Origin of the sequence: Brachybacterium huguangmaarense, from assembly GCF_025725725.1 — a bacterium.
Classification (GTDB): domain Bacteria; phylum Actinomycetota; class Actinomycetes; order Actinomycetales; family Dermabacteraceae; genus Brachybacterium; species Brachybacterium huguangmaarense.
Genome location: NZ_CP107020.1, coordinates 2,328,713 through 2,343,011 on the forward strand (window position 1 = coordinate 2,328,713; position 14,299 = coordinate 2,343,011).

Annotated in this window: 10 protein-coding genes; 2 read left to right on the forward strand and 8 right to left on the reverse strand. The window is 74.9% G+C overall.

Annotation, left to right across the window (positions count from 1 at the left end; translation table 11 throughout):
* Positions 1 to 69 precede the first annotated feature (69 nt).
* Positions 70 to 1,479 (reverse strand): aldehyde dehydrogenase family protein, encoded by a 1,410-nt coding sequence (locus tag BRM3_RS10615; protein WP_263593288.1) that lies wholly within the window; start codon positions 1,477 to 1,479, stop codon positions 70 to 72.
* Between the two features lie 171 nt (positions 1,480 to 1,650).
* Here BRM3_RS10615 and BRM3_RS10620 point away from each other — a divergent pair, with 171 nt between their 5' ends.
* On the forward strand, positions 1,651 to 2,346 hold the full coding sequence (locus BRM3_RS10620) for an SDR family oxidoreductase (protein ID WP_263593289.1): 696 nt from the start codon (positions 1,651 to 1,653) through the stop codon (positions 2,344 to 2,346).
* Between the two features lie 5 nt (positions 2,347 to 2,351).
* Positions 2,352 to 3,224: a glycosyltransferase family 2 protein gene (locus BRM3_RS10625; protein ID WP_263595448.1), complete on the forward strand. Its 873-nt coding sequence runs from the start codon at positions 2,352 to 2,354 to the stop codon at positions 3,222 to 3,224.
* 54 nt (positions 3,225 to 3,278) lie between these two features.
* Here BRM3_RS10625 and BRM3_RS10630 read toward each other — a convergent pair whose 3' ends face one another.
* From BRM3_RS10630 to BRM3_RS10670, 7 genes are read right to left on the reverse strand one after another with little or no spacing between them, the layout of a single operon-like run.
* Positions 3,279 to 4,340 carry a UDP-glucuronic acid decarboxylase family protein gene (locus BRM3_RS10630; RefSeq protein ID WP_263593290.1) on the reverse strand — a complete coding sequence of 354 codons (1,062 nt, stop codon included), beginning with the start codon at positions 4,338 to 4,340 and terminating at the stop codon, positions 3,279 to 3,281.
* Entirely contained in the window at positions 4,337 to 6,847 is a 2,511-nt protein-coding gene (locus tag BRM3_RS10635; RefSeq protein ID WP_263593291.1) for a PfkB family carbohydrate kinase, read from the reverse strand. The genes BRM3_RS10630 and BRM3_RS10635 overlap by 4 nt, the downstream gene beginning before the upstream one ends.
* Complete coding sequence (locus BRM3_RS15070) at positions 6,844 to 8,748, reverse strand: glycosyltransferase (RefSeq protein ID WP_318152401.1); 1,905 nt, start codon at positions 8,746 to 8,748, stop codon at positions 6,844 to 6,846. Before BRM3_RS15070 ends, BRM3_RS10635 begins: the two co-directional genes overlap by 4 nt.
* The gene (locus BRM3_RS10650; protein ID WP_263593292.1) at positions 8,745 to 9,704 is read right to left on the reverse strand and encodes a glycosyltransferase; all 960 of its coding nucleotides are present in this window, start codon (positions 9,702 to 9,704) and stop codon (positions 8,745 to 8,747) included. The genes BRM3_RS15070 and BRM3_RS10650 overlap by 4 nt, the downstream gene beginning before the upstream one ends.
* Positions 9,692 to 10,810, reverse strand: a complete 1,119-nt coding sequence (locus tag BRM3_RS10655) for a glycosyltransferase family 9 protein (RefSeq protein ID WP_263593293.1) — start codon at positions 10,808 to 10,810, stop codon at positions 9,692 to 9,694. The genes BRM3_RS10650 and BRM3_RS10655 overlap by 13 nt, the downstream gene beginning before the upstream one ends.
* Entirely contained in the window at positions 10,807 to 12,408 is a 1,602-nt protein-coding gene (locus BRM3_RS15075; protein ID WP_318152402.1) for an HAD-IIIA family hydrolase, read from the reverse strand. Before BRM3_RS15075 ends, BRM3_RS10655 begins: the two co-directional genes overlap by 4 nt.
* Positions 12,405 to 14,042 carry a carbamoyltransferase family protein gene (locus BRM3_RS10670; protein WP_263593294.1) on the reverse strand — a complete coding sequence of 546 codons (1,638 nt, stop codon included), beginning with the start codon at positions 14,040 to 14,042 and terminating at the stop codon, positions 12,405 to 12,407. The genes BRM3_RS15075 and BRM3_RS10670 overlap by 4 nt, the downstream gene beginning before the upstream one ends.
* Positions 14,043 to 14,299: the final 257 nt, after the last annotated feature.

Here is a 14,299-nt window from a genome sequence, read left to right on the forward strand (position 1 = left end):
TCATGCCACCGCGGGATGCGTCTGGGTACTCCCGGGGTCCCTCTCGTCGTGCGAGCCCGCACACACCCGTCAGCCGGCCGGCATCTCCACGTGCACGACCTTGACGCGTGTCATCTCATCCAGCAGCTCGGGGCCGTACCCGAAGCCGTCGCCGCTGTCGCCCCGGGGCTGCGCGGAGCCTCCCGGGGCTCCGCCGAAGACGTTGTTGACCTTGAGCGTGCCGACCGAGAGGTCCGCGAGCGCCTGCTGCGTGTGCGCGAGACGGCCCGTCAGGACCGTCGCCGCGAGGCCGTACCGTCCCTCGCCGGCGCGGCGCAGTCCCTCGGCGAAGCTCTCGACGATCTGCACCGGCGCGACGGGCCCGAAGGTCTCCTCGCGCATGACGGTCATCTCCGCGGTGCAGTCCCGCAGCACGGTGGCCGGATAGGCCGCTCCGGGTCCCTCGGGGACGACCGCTCCCGTGAGCGCGACCGCGCCCGCCTCGAGGGCCTGCGTGACCTGCTCGTGGACCGCCCGCCGCAGCCGGCGGTCGACGAGGGGCGCCAGGGCGCCGTCCCGGTCCCGGCGCGCCGCCTCCTCGGTGAGAGCCGTGAGGAACGGTGCGGCGATGGCTTGATGGACGTAGATGCGTTCGACGGAGGTGCAGATCTGTCCGGCGTTGGCGAAGGCGCCGAGCGCGGCCTGCGCGGCCGCCCACGTCGGGTCGACGTCGTCGTCGATGACCAGGGGATCGTTGCCGCCGTTCTCGCGGACGACATGCGCTCCGGTTTCGGCGGCGGCTCGGGCGATGGCGTGTCCGGTGGCGCTCGAGCCGACGTGGGCGATGACGTCGACGTCCGGGGACGAGCTGAGCGCACGTCCCACGTCGGGGCCGCCGACGAGCGTGGTCAGGACGCCCTCGGGCAGGACGCCGGCGAGCACCTCGCCGAGGCGTCGTCCCACATGCGGGCAGCGCTCGCTGGGCTTGTGGATGACCGTGTTGCCGGTGACCAGAGCGGCTCCGAGGAGGCCGGCGGCGACCGCGATCGGATCGTTCCACGGGGTCAAGGCCACGACCAGGCCCCGCGGCTCGGGAACGGTCCAGTCGGCGGCGAGCACGCCTCCCCGCAGACTGTGCCCGCGATGCACGGGCCCCAGCTCGGCATACTGGCGCAGCGTGCCCACGCCTGCGCGCACGCCGCCGAGGGCGTCGTCGGCGAGCTTGCCCGTCTCCCGGGTCGTCAGCTCGGCGAGCTCCTCCGCGTGCTGCTCGACGGCGTCGGCCGCCTCGTGCAGCAGCGCTCCGCGTCGCTCGGGCTCGGTGCGCGACCAGGTGCGAGCGGAGCTCAGGGCGGCGGTGATCGCGGCGCGGACCTGTGCCGGAGCGGCGCAGGGGAGCGTCCCCACCGGCGTGCCGTCGCGGGGATCGACCACGGAGATGGTGGGGAGGGGATCGGCGTCGGTGCGGCCGTCGAGGGATCCGTTGCGGGCGTCGCTCATGATGCTCCTGTCGCGGAAGGGGTCATGGGTCCGTCGCGAGCGTATCCAACGGACCCACGCCGCGCTTACCGCCTGGCCCGGGTGGTCGCAGCCGGGGACGGCCGTCGATACGGTGGGGCGAGCAGAGCGGCGCCCGGACAGGACGGCGCCGGAGACGAGTGAGGACCATCCATGCCCATGACCAGCCCTGGACGCGTGCTCGTGACCGGAGGGGCCTCCGGCCTCGGTGCCGCGGTCGTCGCCGCGGTCCGTGCCGGCGGCGGCACCCCGATCGTCGTGGACCGCGACATCGCCGACGTGCAGGATGCCGCCGCCTACCAGGCGGACGTCGCGGACGCCGATGTCGTCGCCGACACCGTGGCACGCGCGATCGCTGACGCCGGAGGACTCGATGCCGTCGTCACGGCGGCGGGGATCGACCGCCCCGGAGCGCTCGAGGACGTCTCCTGGGCCGAGTGGGAACGGGTGGTGCTGGTCAACCTGATGGGCACGGTCTCGACCGTCCGGTCCGCCCTGCCGGCGCTCCGGGCCTCGCGCGGACGCGTCGTCACGGTCGCCTCGACGCTCGCGCTCAAGGGGGCCTCCGACGCGACCGCGTACTGCGCCTCCAAGTTCGGGGTGCTGGGGTTCACCCAGGCCCTCGCCGCCGAGCTCAAGGGCGAGGTCGGGGTCACCCAGCTGATCCCCGGGGGGATGCGGACGCGCTTCTTCGACGACCGCACCGAGCAGTACCGTCCGGCGGACGATGCGAGCCTGAACGATCCCGCCCATGTGGCCGACGCGGTCCTGTTCGCGCTCACGCAGCCTGCGGGATGCGAGGTGCGCGAGCTCTTCATCGCGCATGCCGACGAGCCCTCCTGGCCGTGATCGCCATGGAGGAGACCAGCACGGACCCGGCCGCGCAGGTCACCGTGGTCGTCGCCACGCGGGACCGGCGCGAGGAGCTCGTCCGCCATCTCGGTCGGCACACCGCGCCGGTGATCGTCGTCGACAACGGCTCGACCGACGGCTCGGTCGCCGCCGTGCGCGCGGCGCACCCGCAGGTGCGCGTGCTCGCGCTGGGCCGCAATCTCGGGGCGGCGGCGCGCACGATCGGCGTCCAGCTCGCCGACACGCCGTATGTGGCCTTCGCCGACGACGACTCCTGGTGGGAGCCGGGTGCCCTCGAGCACGCCGTCTCGATCTTCTCGGCACGTCCGCGGCTCGCGGTGATCGCCGGCGCGATCCTGGTGGGCCCCGAGGAGCGGCCCGATCCGCTCAACGCGGTCCTGGCCTCCTCGCCGCTGGGCACGCCGCCCGACGGCCCCGGCCCCGCCCTGCTGGGCTTCGTCGCCTGCGGGGCGATCGTCCGGCGCAGCGCCTTCCTCGCGGTGGGAGGGTTCGACGACGTGGTGCGCTTCCCGGGGGAGGAGGAGCGCGTGGCGCTCGACCTGTTCGACGCCGGGTGGCAGCTGTGCCACGTGCCGGCGGTGCGGGCGCACCACCACCCCTCGCCGCGGCGGGACGCCCCGGACGCCCGCCGGGCCGCCCTGACCCGCAGCGCCGTGCTGACGGCGATCATGCGCCGGCCCGGAAGCGTGGTCGCGGCGCAGACCGTCGCCGCGGTGCGAGCCGGCGCACCGGGGCGCCGAGGACTGTTCCGAGCGCTTCCGGACGTGCCCGCCGCCCTCCGGCGACGTCGAGGCGTGTCGCCGTCGACCGAGGCCGTGCTCGCTGCCCTGGCGTCCGGCGGCGAGGGGGACTAGGACCCGAGGCCGCTCGAGCTGCCTCGGGTCGACCCGCCCTCAGGCGACCCGTCCTCAGGCGACCCGCGAGGCGTCGTCGGACAGCTCCTCGCGGAACCACGCGACCGTGCGGTCGAGCCCGGTGCGCCAGGAGATGGAGGGCTCCCAGCCCAGCACCTGGGTGGCGAGCGTCGTGTCCGGGCGTCGGACGGTGGGGTCGTCCACGGGCCGGGCCACGTGCTCCACGCTCGAGGAGGACCCGGTCGCGGCGATCACGTCGTGGGCGATCTGCAGGACGCTCTGCTCGTGCGGGTTGCCGATGTTCATGGGGCCGCTGTGTCCGCTCGCGGCCAGGGCGAGGACGCCCCGCACGAGGTCGTCGACGTAGCACACGCTGCGGGTCTGCGACCCGTCGCCGGCGACCGTGAGGGGCTCGCCCGCGAGCGCCTGCCGGATGAACGTCGGGATCGCGCGGCCGTCGAAGGGCCGCATCCGGGGACCGAAGGTGTTGAAGATGCGCACGATCGCCGTGTCGACGTCGTTCTCGGACCGGTAGGCCACCGTGAGGGCCTCGGCGAAGCGCTTGGCCTCGTCGTAGACGCCGCGCGGACCGACCGGGTTCACGTGGCCCCAGTAGTCCTCCGGCTGGGGGTGCACCTGCGGATCGCCGTACACCTCGGAGGTGGAGGCCAGGAGGAAGCGCGCGCCCTTCTCCTTGGCGAGCCCGAGGGCGTGCAGGGTGCCCAGCGCCCCCACCTTGAGGGTGTGGATCGGCAGCTTCAGGTAGTCGACCGGCGATGCGGGGGACGCGAAATGCAGCACCAGGTCGACCTCGTCGGGAACGTGCATGTAGTCGGTGATGTCGCACTGCACGAGGCGGAAGCCGGGGTCGCCGAGAAGATGGGCGACGTTGCGGGGGGTGCCGGTGAGGAAGTTGTCGACGCACAGCACCTCGGTGCCGCGTCGCCGCAGCTCGCTGCACAGATGGCTGCCGAGGAAGCCCGCCCCGCCGGTGACGACCGCTCGCCGGAAGGGCGCGCCGTCGGAGAGATGAGGACGCGTGCTCGAGCGTTCCTCCGCAGGGGTCGCAGGGAGGGCGTCCGGGCGTCGGGTGGTCGGGAGGTCGGGCGATGTCATGGTGCTCCTTCGATCGGATCGGGGTGGACGACGCAGGGGACGGCGGCGAGCTCGGAGGCACCGGCGCCCCCGCCTCCCGGCGCAGGCGGGCGGGCCGCGAGATGGTGGGCGGCCGCCTCCAGCACCTCGGTGACGGTCACCCGTTCCAGGCGCGGGTCGAGCGCCTCGGCATGGGGATCGCCCGGACGGTCGGCGTCGGGACCGGTCGAACCGTGCCACAGCACGGTGTGCAGCTCAGGATCGATGCGGGGCCCCCAGAGAGCGGGAGGTGTGGGCCCGAACAGCACCACCGACGGCACGGCGAGCGCCGTGGCGAGGTGGGCGATGCCGGTGTCGCCGCTCAGGACGAGAGATGCCCGGGAGACGGTCCGCGTGAGGCCGTCGAGGTCGAGGGTGCCCGACAGGTCGGTCACGCCGTCGATCCCCACGGCGACGGCCCTCGCCAGCTCGCGCTCGCCCTCGGAGCCCGTGATCAGCACGCGGTGCCCGGCCCGCGCGAGCGCGGCGGCCACGGTGCGCCACCGCTCGCGGGGCCAGCGACGGGACCCGGCCGCGGCACCGGGGTGGAGCACGACGGGGGCACCCGGCATGACGGGGTGATGGGCCCGGAGGCGGAGGTCGGCCGGTCCGCACGGGCCGCCCGCGGCGGTGACCAGGCGGCACCAGCGATCCACCTCGTGCTCGTCGGCGCACCAGCGCGGGCCGTGCCGTCCGCTGACGGGGTCCGCGAAGGCGATCAGGCGGCGCGGCCCGGTCGCCTCCAGCACGGCATGGCTGCGGGGTCCGCGGCCGTGCAGGTTGACGGCCATGTGGCCTCCGCCCGTCGTCGGCAGATCAGTGAGCCCGGAGCTCGGCAGCACGGCGTCGACCAGTCCGAGGCCCGTGAGCCAGGCGCCGATGCCCTCCGGCGCGGCCAGCACGATCCGATGGTCGGGCAGGAGCCGGCGGATGCCCCGCAGTGGGGCGATGCCGGTCAGCGCATCGCCCAGACCGAGAGCGCGCAGCACGAGCACGTCACCGTCCCCGAGATGCTCCGGGGCGGCGTGAGCAGGCTCCGGGACGTGGCTCCCGGCATGGCTCCCCGGGTCACGGTCGTCGAGACCGCGGACCGTCTCCAGGATCGCGGTGGTCGATCGACCCGGCAGCTGCGGGAGCGTGACGACGACGCCGCCGAGGGCCTCGACGACCTCCGTCTCCGGGAGGCTGCGGGGGTCGTAGTCACCGCCCTTGACCCAGACGTCCGGGCCGAGTCGGCGCAGGGCGACGCGCGGATCGTCCTCCTCGAAGACGAGCACGGCGTCGACGCTGCGCAGCGCCTGGAGGATGCGGATGCGATCGTCCTGGGTGGTGACGGGGCGGTCCGGGCCCTTGAGACGCCGGACGGAGTCGTCCGAGTTCAGCAGCACGACGAGGGCGTCACCGAGGCGGCGGGCCTCCTCGAGGCAGCGGACGTGACCGGCGTGCAGGACGTCGAAGCAGCCTCCCGTGGCGACCAGGCGGCCGCCACGGCGCCGCACGTCCTCGACCACGGTGCGCACGTCGATCGGCAGGTCCGTGCCGAGGCCGTGCGCGGCGGGCCTCTCCGCCGCGCGCGCCCGGAAGGCCGCGGCCCCGCCCGCTGCGACCCACTGCCCGGAGGCGGCGACGGCGCGCTCGACGGCGACCGGCGGGGCGAGGTGGGCGGCGAGGGCGAGCGCCGCGGTCGAGGCGAACCGGTCGCCGGCACCGCACGGATCACCGTCATGGACGGCGCGCGCGGGGACGTGCACGCTCGCATCGGCGGTCGCGAGGTGCGCGCCGTCACCGCCGGCCGTGACGACGACGGCGTGGGCGTCCCACTGCTCGCGCAGCCGGGCGGCCAGCTCCTGGCCCGAGACGGCCGACTCCTCGGTCACCGGTCCGCAGAGGGCCTCCGCCTCGGCCCGGTTGGGCGTGACGAGCGCGCACCCGGGCACGGGGGGCGCACCGCGCGGATGTGGATCCCAGACCACGATGCCGCCGGCCAGGGCGTGGTCGGTGAGCGCCGCGCGGACGGCCGGGTCGTGCGTGATGCCGCCTCCGTAGTCGGAGACCAGCACGGCGTCGGCGGCCGCCAGGACACGGGCGACATGTTCGGCGTCGACGTCGACGGGGGTGCCCGGCCCGCCCTCGTCGAGGCGGGCGAGGCCGTGTCCGCCGCTGCGGACGCGGGTCTTGGTCCGAGTGGCGCCGCGGTGGCCGAGACGGGCGATGCGAACCGGTCCCAGGGTCGCGACGAGCTCCCGGCCGGCCTCGTCATCGGCCAGCGGGGCGAGCAGGGTGACCTCGACGGCGGGGGCCTCGGCATCCTGGTCCGCCGGTGTCTCGGCACACAGCAGCGCCGCGAGCCCGGCTCCTCCGGGGCTCGAGCGCGTGGTCGCGACGTCGACCACGGGCACCGGGGCGTCCGGTGCCAGTCGCGTGGACGAGCCGTCGATGTCCCGGTCCAGCAGGGCGTCCCCCACCACCACGATCCGCAGGGTGCTCATGCGCGTCCGCCCGTCTCCGCGCTCGCCGCGGCCGGGATCGGGGTCGGCGGTGCGAGCGCGACCGTCGGCGCCGGAGAGGTCGCGGTCGTGGCCGTCGACGTCGAGACGGGGAGCAGGCGCGCGTCGACGGCGGCGCACAGGGCGTGCACGAGGGCCAGGTGGAGCTCCTGGACCACCGAGCCGCTCGGTGCGTCGACGGCGATCGCCTCGTCCGCGAGACCGGCCAGCGGATTGGGGCCGGGTCCGGTGAGCGCCCAGACCCTCAGACCGCACGCGCGGGCCCGCTCGGCGGCTGCGAGCACGTTGGAGCTGCGGCCGCTCGTGGACAGCAGCACGAGGACGTCGCCGCTCCGGCCATGGGCCGCGACCTGCCGAGCGAACACCTCGTCGCGGCCGTAGTCGTTGAGCAGCGCGGTCAGGCTCGACGTCTCGGACGACAGGCAGAGGGCGGACAGGGGGACGCGTTCGTCGACGAAGCGCCCGACGAGCTCCGCGGTGAGGTGCTGCGCCTCGGCGGCGCTGCCCCCGTTGCCGGCTGCCAGCAGGCGCCCTCCCGCGGTGAGCACGCCCGCGAGGTGAGCCCCCCAGCGGTCGATGGTCGTCGCGTGCGCGGAGGCGCGGGCCGATGCGGTCCGCAGCTCGTCGAGGTGGCGCTCGAGCCACCGGCCGGCCCGGTCACCCGAGGGACGCCGTCCGCGGTAGCGGCTCAGCACCTGGCGATACGCCCGCTCGGTCGCCTCGGCGACGCGTTCCCAGCCGTAGAGGCGCTCGACGCGCTCGCGGCCGGCGCGGCCCATCTCGGCGGCCTCTCGCGGGTCCGTCAGGATCCGGCGCAGGGCGGCGGCCGTCGCGGACGCGTCCCGCGGCGGGACGTGCAGTCCCGTGCGCTCGTGCTCGATGGTGTCCAGGAACCCTCCGACGGCGCTGCCCACGATCGGCCGGCCCGCGGCCATGGCCTCGAGCGGGACCATGCCGAAGGGCTCGTACCACGGGGCGCAGGCGACGACGTCCGTGTCGGCGAGCAGCTCGCCGATCGTCTCGTGGTCGATGCGCCCGAGCAAGTGCACGCGCTCGGCGACGCCGCACTCCCGGGCGACGGCACGTAGGCGGAGCGCCTCGGGGTCCCCGTCGAGGTCGTCGCGGTCCGGCCCGCCGGCGATCACCAGCTCGGTGTCCTCGAGTCCGTCGGTCGCGGTGAGCTGGGCGAGGGCGCGCACGAGCGTCTCGACGCCCTTGCGCTCGACCAGGCGTCCGAGCGACAGGATGCGAGGCGGCCGCGCCTCGCCGGGCGGGGGCGACGGCGTGAAGGCGTCGAGATCGACGCCGCAGGGCACGATCTCGATGCGGGCGGGATCGGCGCCGAGGGCGAGCAGCTCCTCGCGCTCGTCACGGCACGTCGCCAGCACCAGATCGGCACCGGCCGCGAGCTCCCGCTCGACGTCAAGCCGGTCCGGCGGGCTGGTGTCGGCCGAGCCCTGATGGCGGCGCTTGACCACGCCGAGCGCATGGAACGTCTGCACGACGGGGATGCCCGCGGCGGCGGCGGCGCGTCGCGCGGCGATGCCCGACATCCAGAAATGGGCGTGCACGAGGTCGGGGGTCCCGACGGTGGACCAGTGCCGGGCGGTCCAGCGTCCGAAGTCGTCCATGAACGGCTCGAGCTCGTCCTTGGGCAGTGGCGCGGGAGGCCCTGCCGGCACGTGGACCACGCGGACGCCGTCGGCGAGGTCGACGCTCTCGGCGAGGTCGGGATCGTCGCGTCGGGTGTAGACGGTCACGTCGTGGCCGCGTCGTGCGAGGTGCTGTGCGAGGGCGGCGACCACGACGTTCTGGCCCCCGGCGTCGACGCCGCCGAGGGCGGCGAGGGGGCTGGCGTGCTCGGAGATCATGGCAAGTCTCATGGGATGAGCCTTTCCAGGAGGTGGTTCCAGTCCGTGAGGAACCGGTCGATGCCGAAATGGGCCAGGGCGTGGTCGCGGGCCGCCGCGCCGGCGGCCGCGGCCTCGCCCGGGTCGTGCAGCCAGAGGCGGGCGCGGGTCGCGAGCTCGCTGAGATCGGCGGACAGCAGTCCGGCGGCGGGTGGCACGGCGCGCGGTGCCTCGGTGGTGGGGAGCCCGAGCACGGGCATCCCGATCATCATGGCTTCGAGCAGCGCCAGGCCCAGGCTGGTCCAGCGGTAGGGGTGCAGGTAGAGGCGATGGCGTCCGAGCGTCGGATGCAGCTGGTCGTGCGAGAGGCTCTCGTGGACATGGCCCGCGAGGTGCTCGGCCACGTCGGCCAGGCGCTGGGTCTGCATCCCGTACACCTCGACGGGGAGGCCGCGCGCGAGGTACACGAGAAGGTCGGTGCCGGCGATGCGCTCGCGGCGCACCGGCTCGTTGACCACGACGGCGGCCGACGGGATGGTGCCGGTGTAGAGAGGGCCGGGGTCGAGGATGCCGTGCTCGATCACCGCGGTCGGCGCGAGCCCGTTGTCCCACATGATCCGGTTGAAGTGCGTGACGTGGACCAGGGGGATGTCATCACGATCGGCGACCGGGTGGCGGGTGGCGGCGGCCGGGCCGCGTGGCGTGTCGTGCTCGAGGTAGACGGCGGGCAGCTCGCTCCCCGGGCGCCGACCGGTCCAGGCGCGGGCCAGGTCGAGCTCGTGGGGACGCTGGAGCACGACCGCGTCGATCTGCTCGTCCGCGAGCTGCTCGGGGGTGACCTCCACGGCCGCGGCGGGCCAGTCCCAGGTGCGGGCGCGACCGCGCCCGTCAGGGCCGCGGTCCTCGACGACGGGCAGCAGATAGGTGTGCTCGCCCTGGACGAACGAGGTGGTCCACGAGCCGTGGACATGCCAGATCAGGATGCGCATCGATGTCCTCCTGTCAGCGGGGTCGCGGTGGCTGCGGTCGGGCCGCCGAGCTCGTCGACCGCGGCGACGACCTCCTCGGGTGTGACACCGGACAGGCACGGGTGGCCGGGCACCGGGCACTGCCGGGCACGGCTGTCCCGGCACGCGGCGTGCTGGTCGCCGAGCACGACGGTGGGGACGCCGTAGGGAGCCCACCGCAGGGCGGGCACGACCGGGGAGAACAGCGAGACGACCGGGGTGCCGACGGCTGCGGCCAGGTGCGCGGGCCCCGTGTTCCCGACGACCGCGCAGTCCGCGGCCTCGAGCACGGCGGCCAGGCCCGCGAGATCGGTGCGGCCGGCGAGGTCGACGAGGGCGTCCGCTGCGGTTCCGCGCCACCGGGATCCGTCGGCGCCGAGGATCGTGAGGGCGCCATGGCGGGCCCGGAGCACCAGGTCACGCTCACCCGGTCCGCCGGTGAGGACCACCCGGCGTCCCGATCGCACGAGGGCGGCCGTCAGCTCCGCCGCGTGATCGGGTCGGAGCGCGCGGGAGGGAACGGACGCTCCCGGATGCAGGACCACGTAACGCTCGCCCTCGAGGGCCGGCGGCACGGGCGGCAGAGGGCGCCGCACGGCCAGGAGCCGCTCGGCGCCGACGGCGGGAGGGGCGCCGGCGGCGGCCGCGAGCGCGAGCGCGGCCTCCACCTCGTGCCCGCCCCCGGGCGGATCGGCTCGGTGGTGCCGCACGTCCAGGAGGGTGCCGGGATAGTCGGCGCTGGTCGCCGCGATGTGCCCGATGCCCGCGAGGCGCGCGAGCAGCGCCATCGGCAGTGGGCTCTGGTGGAAGGAGGTGAAGATGACCGCGGTCGTGAAGTCGCGGTCGGCGAGGGTCGCGATGAGCCGATGGGTGGCCACCGGGTCGACCTCGGGCGGCGCGACACCGGACCACGGCGCAGCGAACTCGAGCACCTCGTCGACCCCGGGCAGGAGCCGCGCGGCGGCGGAGCCCGCAGGGGAGGCCAGCACGTCGACGGGGTGGCCGAGACGTCCGAGCGCACGGATCGCCGGCCCCGTGAGCAGCACGTCACCGTCGGAGTCGAGGCGGACCGCCAGGACGCGGGTCATCGCCGGCCCCCGGCGGCATCCCGACCGGGCAGGACGAGAGCGACGGCCTCGCCCAGGGTCGCCGCGACCTCGGGGGCCGACGTCACCTCGGCGGGCAGTGTCTGCGGCGTCGGCACCAGGACGCTGCGGGCGCCTGCCGCGTGCGCGGCCTCGACATCGGCCCCGATGTCACCGATGACGACGCACTCCTGGGGCCGCACACCGAGGGCGGCCGCCGCTGCCGTCACCATGCCGGGCATCGGCTTGCGGCACGTGCACCCGGCATCGGGTGCATGGGGGCAACGCTGCCACGTGCCGAACGGGCCGAGGAGCTCCCGGATGCGGTGGTCGACCGCATCGACCTGCGCGGTCGTCAGCCGGCCCCGCCCGATGCCGCTCTGATTGGAGACCACGCCGAGCGCGAGGCCCGCGTCGCGGAGCGCGGCCAGCGCCTCGCGGGCCCCCTCGACCGGGCGCACCCGCTCGGGGTCACCGTTGTACGGCACGTCGTGCACGAGCGTGCCGTCGCGGTCGAAGAGCACGGCACGGACAGGGGGCGGCCAGGGGACGGTGCGGCGGTGGCGGATCGTCCCGCGGAGGCGGTGGCGCACGGCGGCGACGGGGATCGCGGCGCTCGTGACGCCCATGCGCGCGAGCTCGGAGGCGAAGCGGTCATCGCCCGGTCGCGGCCCCGGGAGCACGCGGCGCGCGAGGAAGCGTGTGTACTGCACGCCCCACACGGCCAGACCCGCTCCCAGGAGGCCCCGACCGGCGCGCGCGGTGGAGCACCGTCCCACCGCGGTGGCGAGGACGGTCCCGGATGCGGCCGCCGCGAGCGCAGCGGTGGTGACCAGGTGAGCGCGGAGGGCGCCGCGGGGCGCCTCCGCCTGCTCCCGCCATCGCGGACCGTGGAGGCGGCGCATGAGCGCGTCGTCGGCGTTGCCGGCCTGGACGCGGAGGCTCACGAGGGCGTCGGCGGGTCGGGCGGGGTGGAGCACCCGGCGCTCGCCGCGCACGAGCTGCCATCCCGCGTGCCTCACGCGCAGGGCCAGATCGGCGTCCTCGCGGTAGGCACGGGGGAAGCGTTCGTCGAATCCGTCGACGGCCTCGAGCGCGGCGGGACGATAGGCCATGTCGGCCGTCGCCCAGGCGGCCTGCTCGAGGGAGGCGGTATTGCGCTCCCAATCGGTGGGTCGCCGATCCGCGGGGCGCGGGACCTCGATGCGACCCTGGCTGCCCCCGGTTCCCGGCGCACAGGACGCGAGATCCCGCGTGAGCCGGCCCGCCCAGTCCCGGGGGAGCTCGACGTCGTCGTCCAGGAAGGCGATCCACGTCGCACCGCTGCGGCGTGCGCTGCGCCAGCCCCGGTTGCGAGCGGCCGCAGGACCGCGGCCGTACCCGCGCACCGCGCGCACCGGGCCGCCGGCGTGAGCGGGCAGGTCGAGCGGCGGCAGGTCGGCGCCGCGCCGGTCGTCGACCACGACCACCTCGAGCGGGACGGCGCCTCCGGCGGCCAGGTCCTGGTCGGCGAGGGTCTCGAGCAGGCGAGCGAGCGAGGGGCGGCCGAGGGAGGGGATGACGACCGCGTAGGTCTCCGACCCCGTCGGCACAGCGCTCACCGGGGGCCCTCCACGAACGCGGCCCGTCGCACCAGGTGAGGGCCGAGCACGAGCGCGGCCACGGGGGCGGAGCCGAACAGCTCGAGGGCGTCGCGCGGGTCGTCGACCATGGGGCGGCCGGCCGTGTTCAACGAGGTGTTGACGACCACGGGCACGCCCGTGCGCTCCTCGAACGCGCGCAGCAGCGCGGCGATGCCCGGGACGTCGTCGTCCGAGATCGTCTGGATCCGCGCCGTGCCGTCGACGTGGGTGACCGCCGGGATCCGCTCGCGCCACTCGGGGGCGACCGTGTGCACGAAGAGCATGAACGGGCTCGGGATCGGCCCGTCGGAGAAGATCTCCGCGGCCCGCTCCTCGAGCACCATCGGCGCGACGGGCCGGAACTGCTCGCGACCCTTGACGTCGTTGAGGCGTTCGAGGTTCTCGGCCCGCATCGGGTTGGCGAGCAGCGAGCGACGTCCGAGCGCGCGAGGCCCGAACTCGCTGCGGCCCTCGAACCAGGCGATCACGCCGTCGTCGGCCAGGATGTCCGCGACCTCCCCGGCGAGATCGTCGGGCGTCGTGAACGGGACCTGAGCCGTGCGCAGCCACTGTGCCAGCTCCTCGTCGTCCCAGGACCGCCCGAGGGCAGCGGTGGGCTGCGGCGCGCCGAGCTCGCCCGCCTCCTGCGCCACGTGGAGAGCGGCGCCGAGCGCGGTGCCGGAGTCGCCCGAGGCGGGCTGGACCCACACCTCGGTGAAGGGCGACTCGCGCCAGATCCGCGAGTTCGCGACGCAGTTCAGCGCGGTGCCACCCGCCATGGTGAGCACGCTGTCCCCGGTCTGCTCATGCAGCCAGGTGGCCAGGTCGACGAGCGTCTCCTCGACGACGGCCTGCACGGACGCCGCGAGGTCGGCATGGTCACCTCCCCAGGTGCCGTCGTCGACACGGCGGGGGGCGAAGCGGCTCCAGTCGGGGGTGAGGGCCCGGAAGCCGCCGTCACCGGTCGCGTGGATGTGCTCGCGGAGCTCACCGGCGAAGCGGGGCCGGCCGTAGGAGGCGAGCGCCATGACCTTGAACTCGTCGCTCGAGCGCAGGAAGCCGAGATGGTCGGTGAGGGACTCGTAGACCAGCCCCAACGAGTCCGGGAGTTCCTGGCGCCGCAGGATCTCGAGCTCCCCGTCGCGGTATCGGCCTGCCAGGTGGGAGTGCGCCTCGCCCCTGCCGTCGAGCACCAGGACGCTGCTGGTCCGCGACGGGGCGGCCAGGCCGGCGGAGGCGGCGTGGGCCACGTGGTGCGGGACGTACCGGACCCTCCCGGGGTCCAGCCCCGGCAGCGCCTCGGCCAGGAAGGCGGGTGCCCGACGCACGTAGTCGATCCGCAGGGGGTCCGACGGATCGTCGGGGATGTGGGCGGCGAGATCCGGATCGAAGCCGTACGCGACGACGTCGAGGTCGGCCGGTTCGATCCCGGCCTCCTCGAGGCACCAGCGCATGGAGAGCTCGGGCAGCTCCCACGCCGAGAACGGCACGGGGCGTTTGGCGTGTTTACGGCGCGAGAAGCGCTCTTCCTCCGCAGCGGCCACGATCTGCCCGTCCACGACCAGTGCCGCGGACGAGTCGTGGAAGACGGCGTTCACTCCCAGGATTCGCATGGATCGGAGTGTGCCATTCAACTCACCTCCCGACGAATGGTCCGCGGCCTCCCCGCCGGCGGTGATGAGGAGAAGAGAAGCGCTGACCACTGCCGTCTTCGCCGAGAAGCGCTTCTCGACCACGTGGTCGAGAAGCGCTTCTCGCCCCGGCTGCCTGTCTCGTCAGGCCCATCGATCCCCGAAACGGCCCTGACCGGGGATGGGACCGCCCCGTCGCCATCGCCGAGGGGCGGAGGCATCGTCGCCCGCCTCGCGTT

Coding starts and splice junctions, on each gene's coding strand:
- BRM3_RS10615 (WP_263593288.1), bottom strand. CDS start 1,479: ATGAGCGACGCCCGCAACGGATCCCTCGACGGCCGCACCGACGCCGAT.
- BRM3_RS10620 (WP_263593289.1), top strand. CDS start 1,651: ATGCCCATGACCAGCCCTGGACGCGTGCTCGTGACCGGAGGGGCCTCC.
- BRM3_RS10625 (WP_263595448.1), top strand. CDS start 2,352: ATGGAGGAGACCAGCACGGACCCGGCCGCGCAGGTCACCGTGGTCGTC.
- BRM3_RS10630 (WP_263593290.1), bottom strand. CDS start 4,340: ATGACATCGCCCGACCTCCCGACCACCCGACGCCCGGACGCCCTCCCT.
- BRM3_RS10635 (WP_263593291.1), bottom strand. CDS start 6,847: ATGAGCACCCTGCGGATCGTGGTGGTGGGGGACGCCCTGCTGGACCGG.
- BRM3_RS15070 (WP_318152401.1), bottom strand. CDS start 8,748: ATGAGACTTGCCATGATCTCCGAGCACGCCAGCCCCCTCGCCGCCCTC.
- BRM3_RS10650 (WP_263593292.1), bottom strand. CDS start 9,704: ATGCGCATCCTGATCTGGCATGTCCACGGCTCGTGGACCACCTCGTTC.
- BRM3_RS10655 (WP_263593293.1), bottom strand. CDS start 10,810: ATGACCCGCGTCCTGGCGGTCCGCCTCGACTCCGACGGTGACGTGCTG.
- BRM3_RS10670 (WP_263593294.1), bottom strand. CDS start 14,042: ATGCGAATCCTGGGAGTGAACGCCGTCTTCCACGACTCGTCCGCGGCA.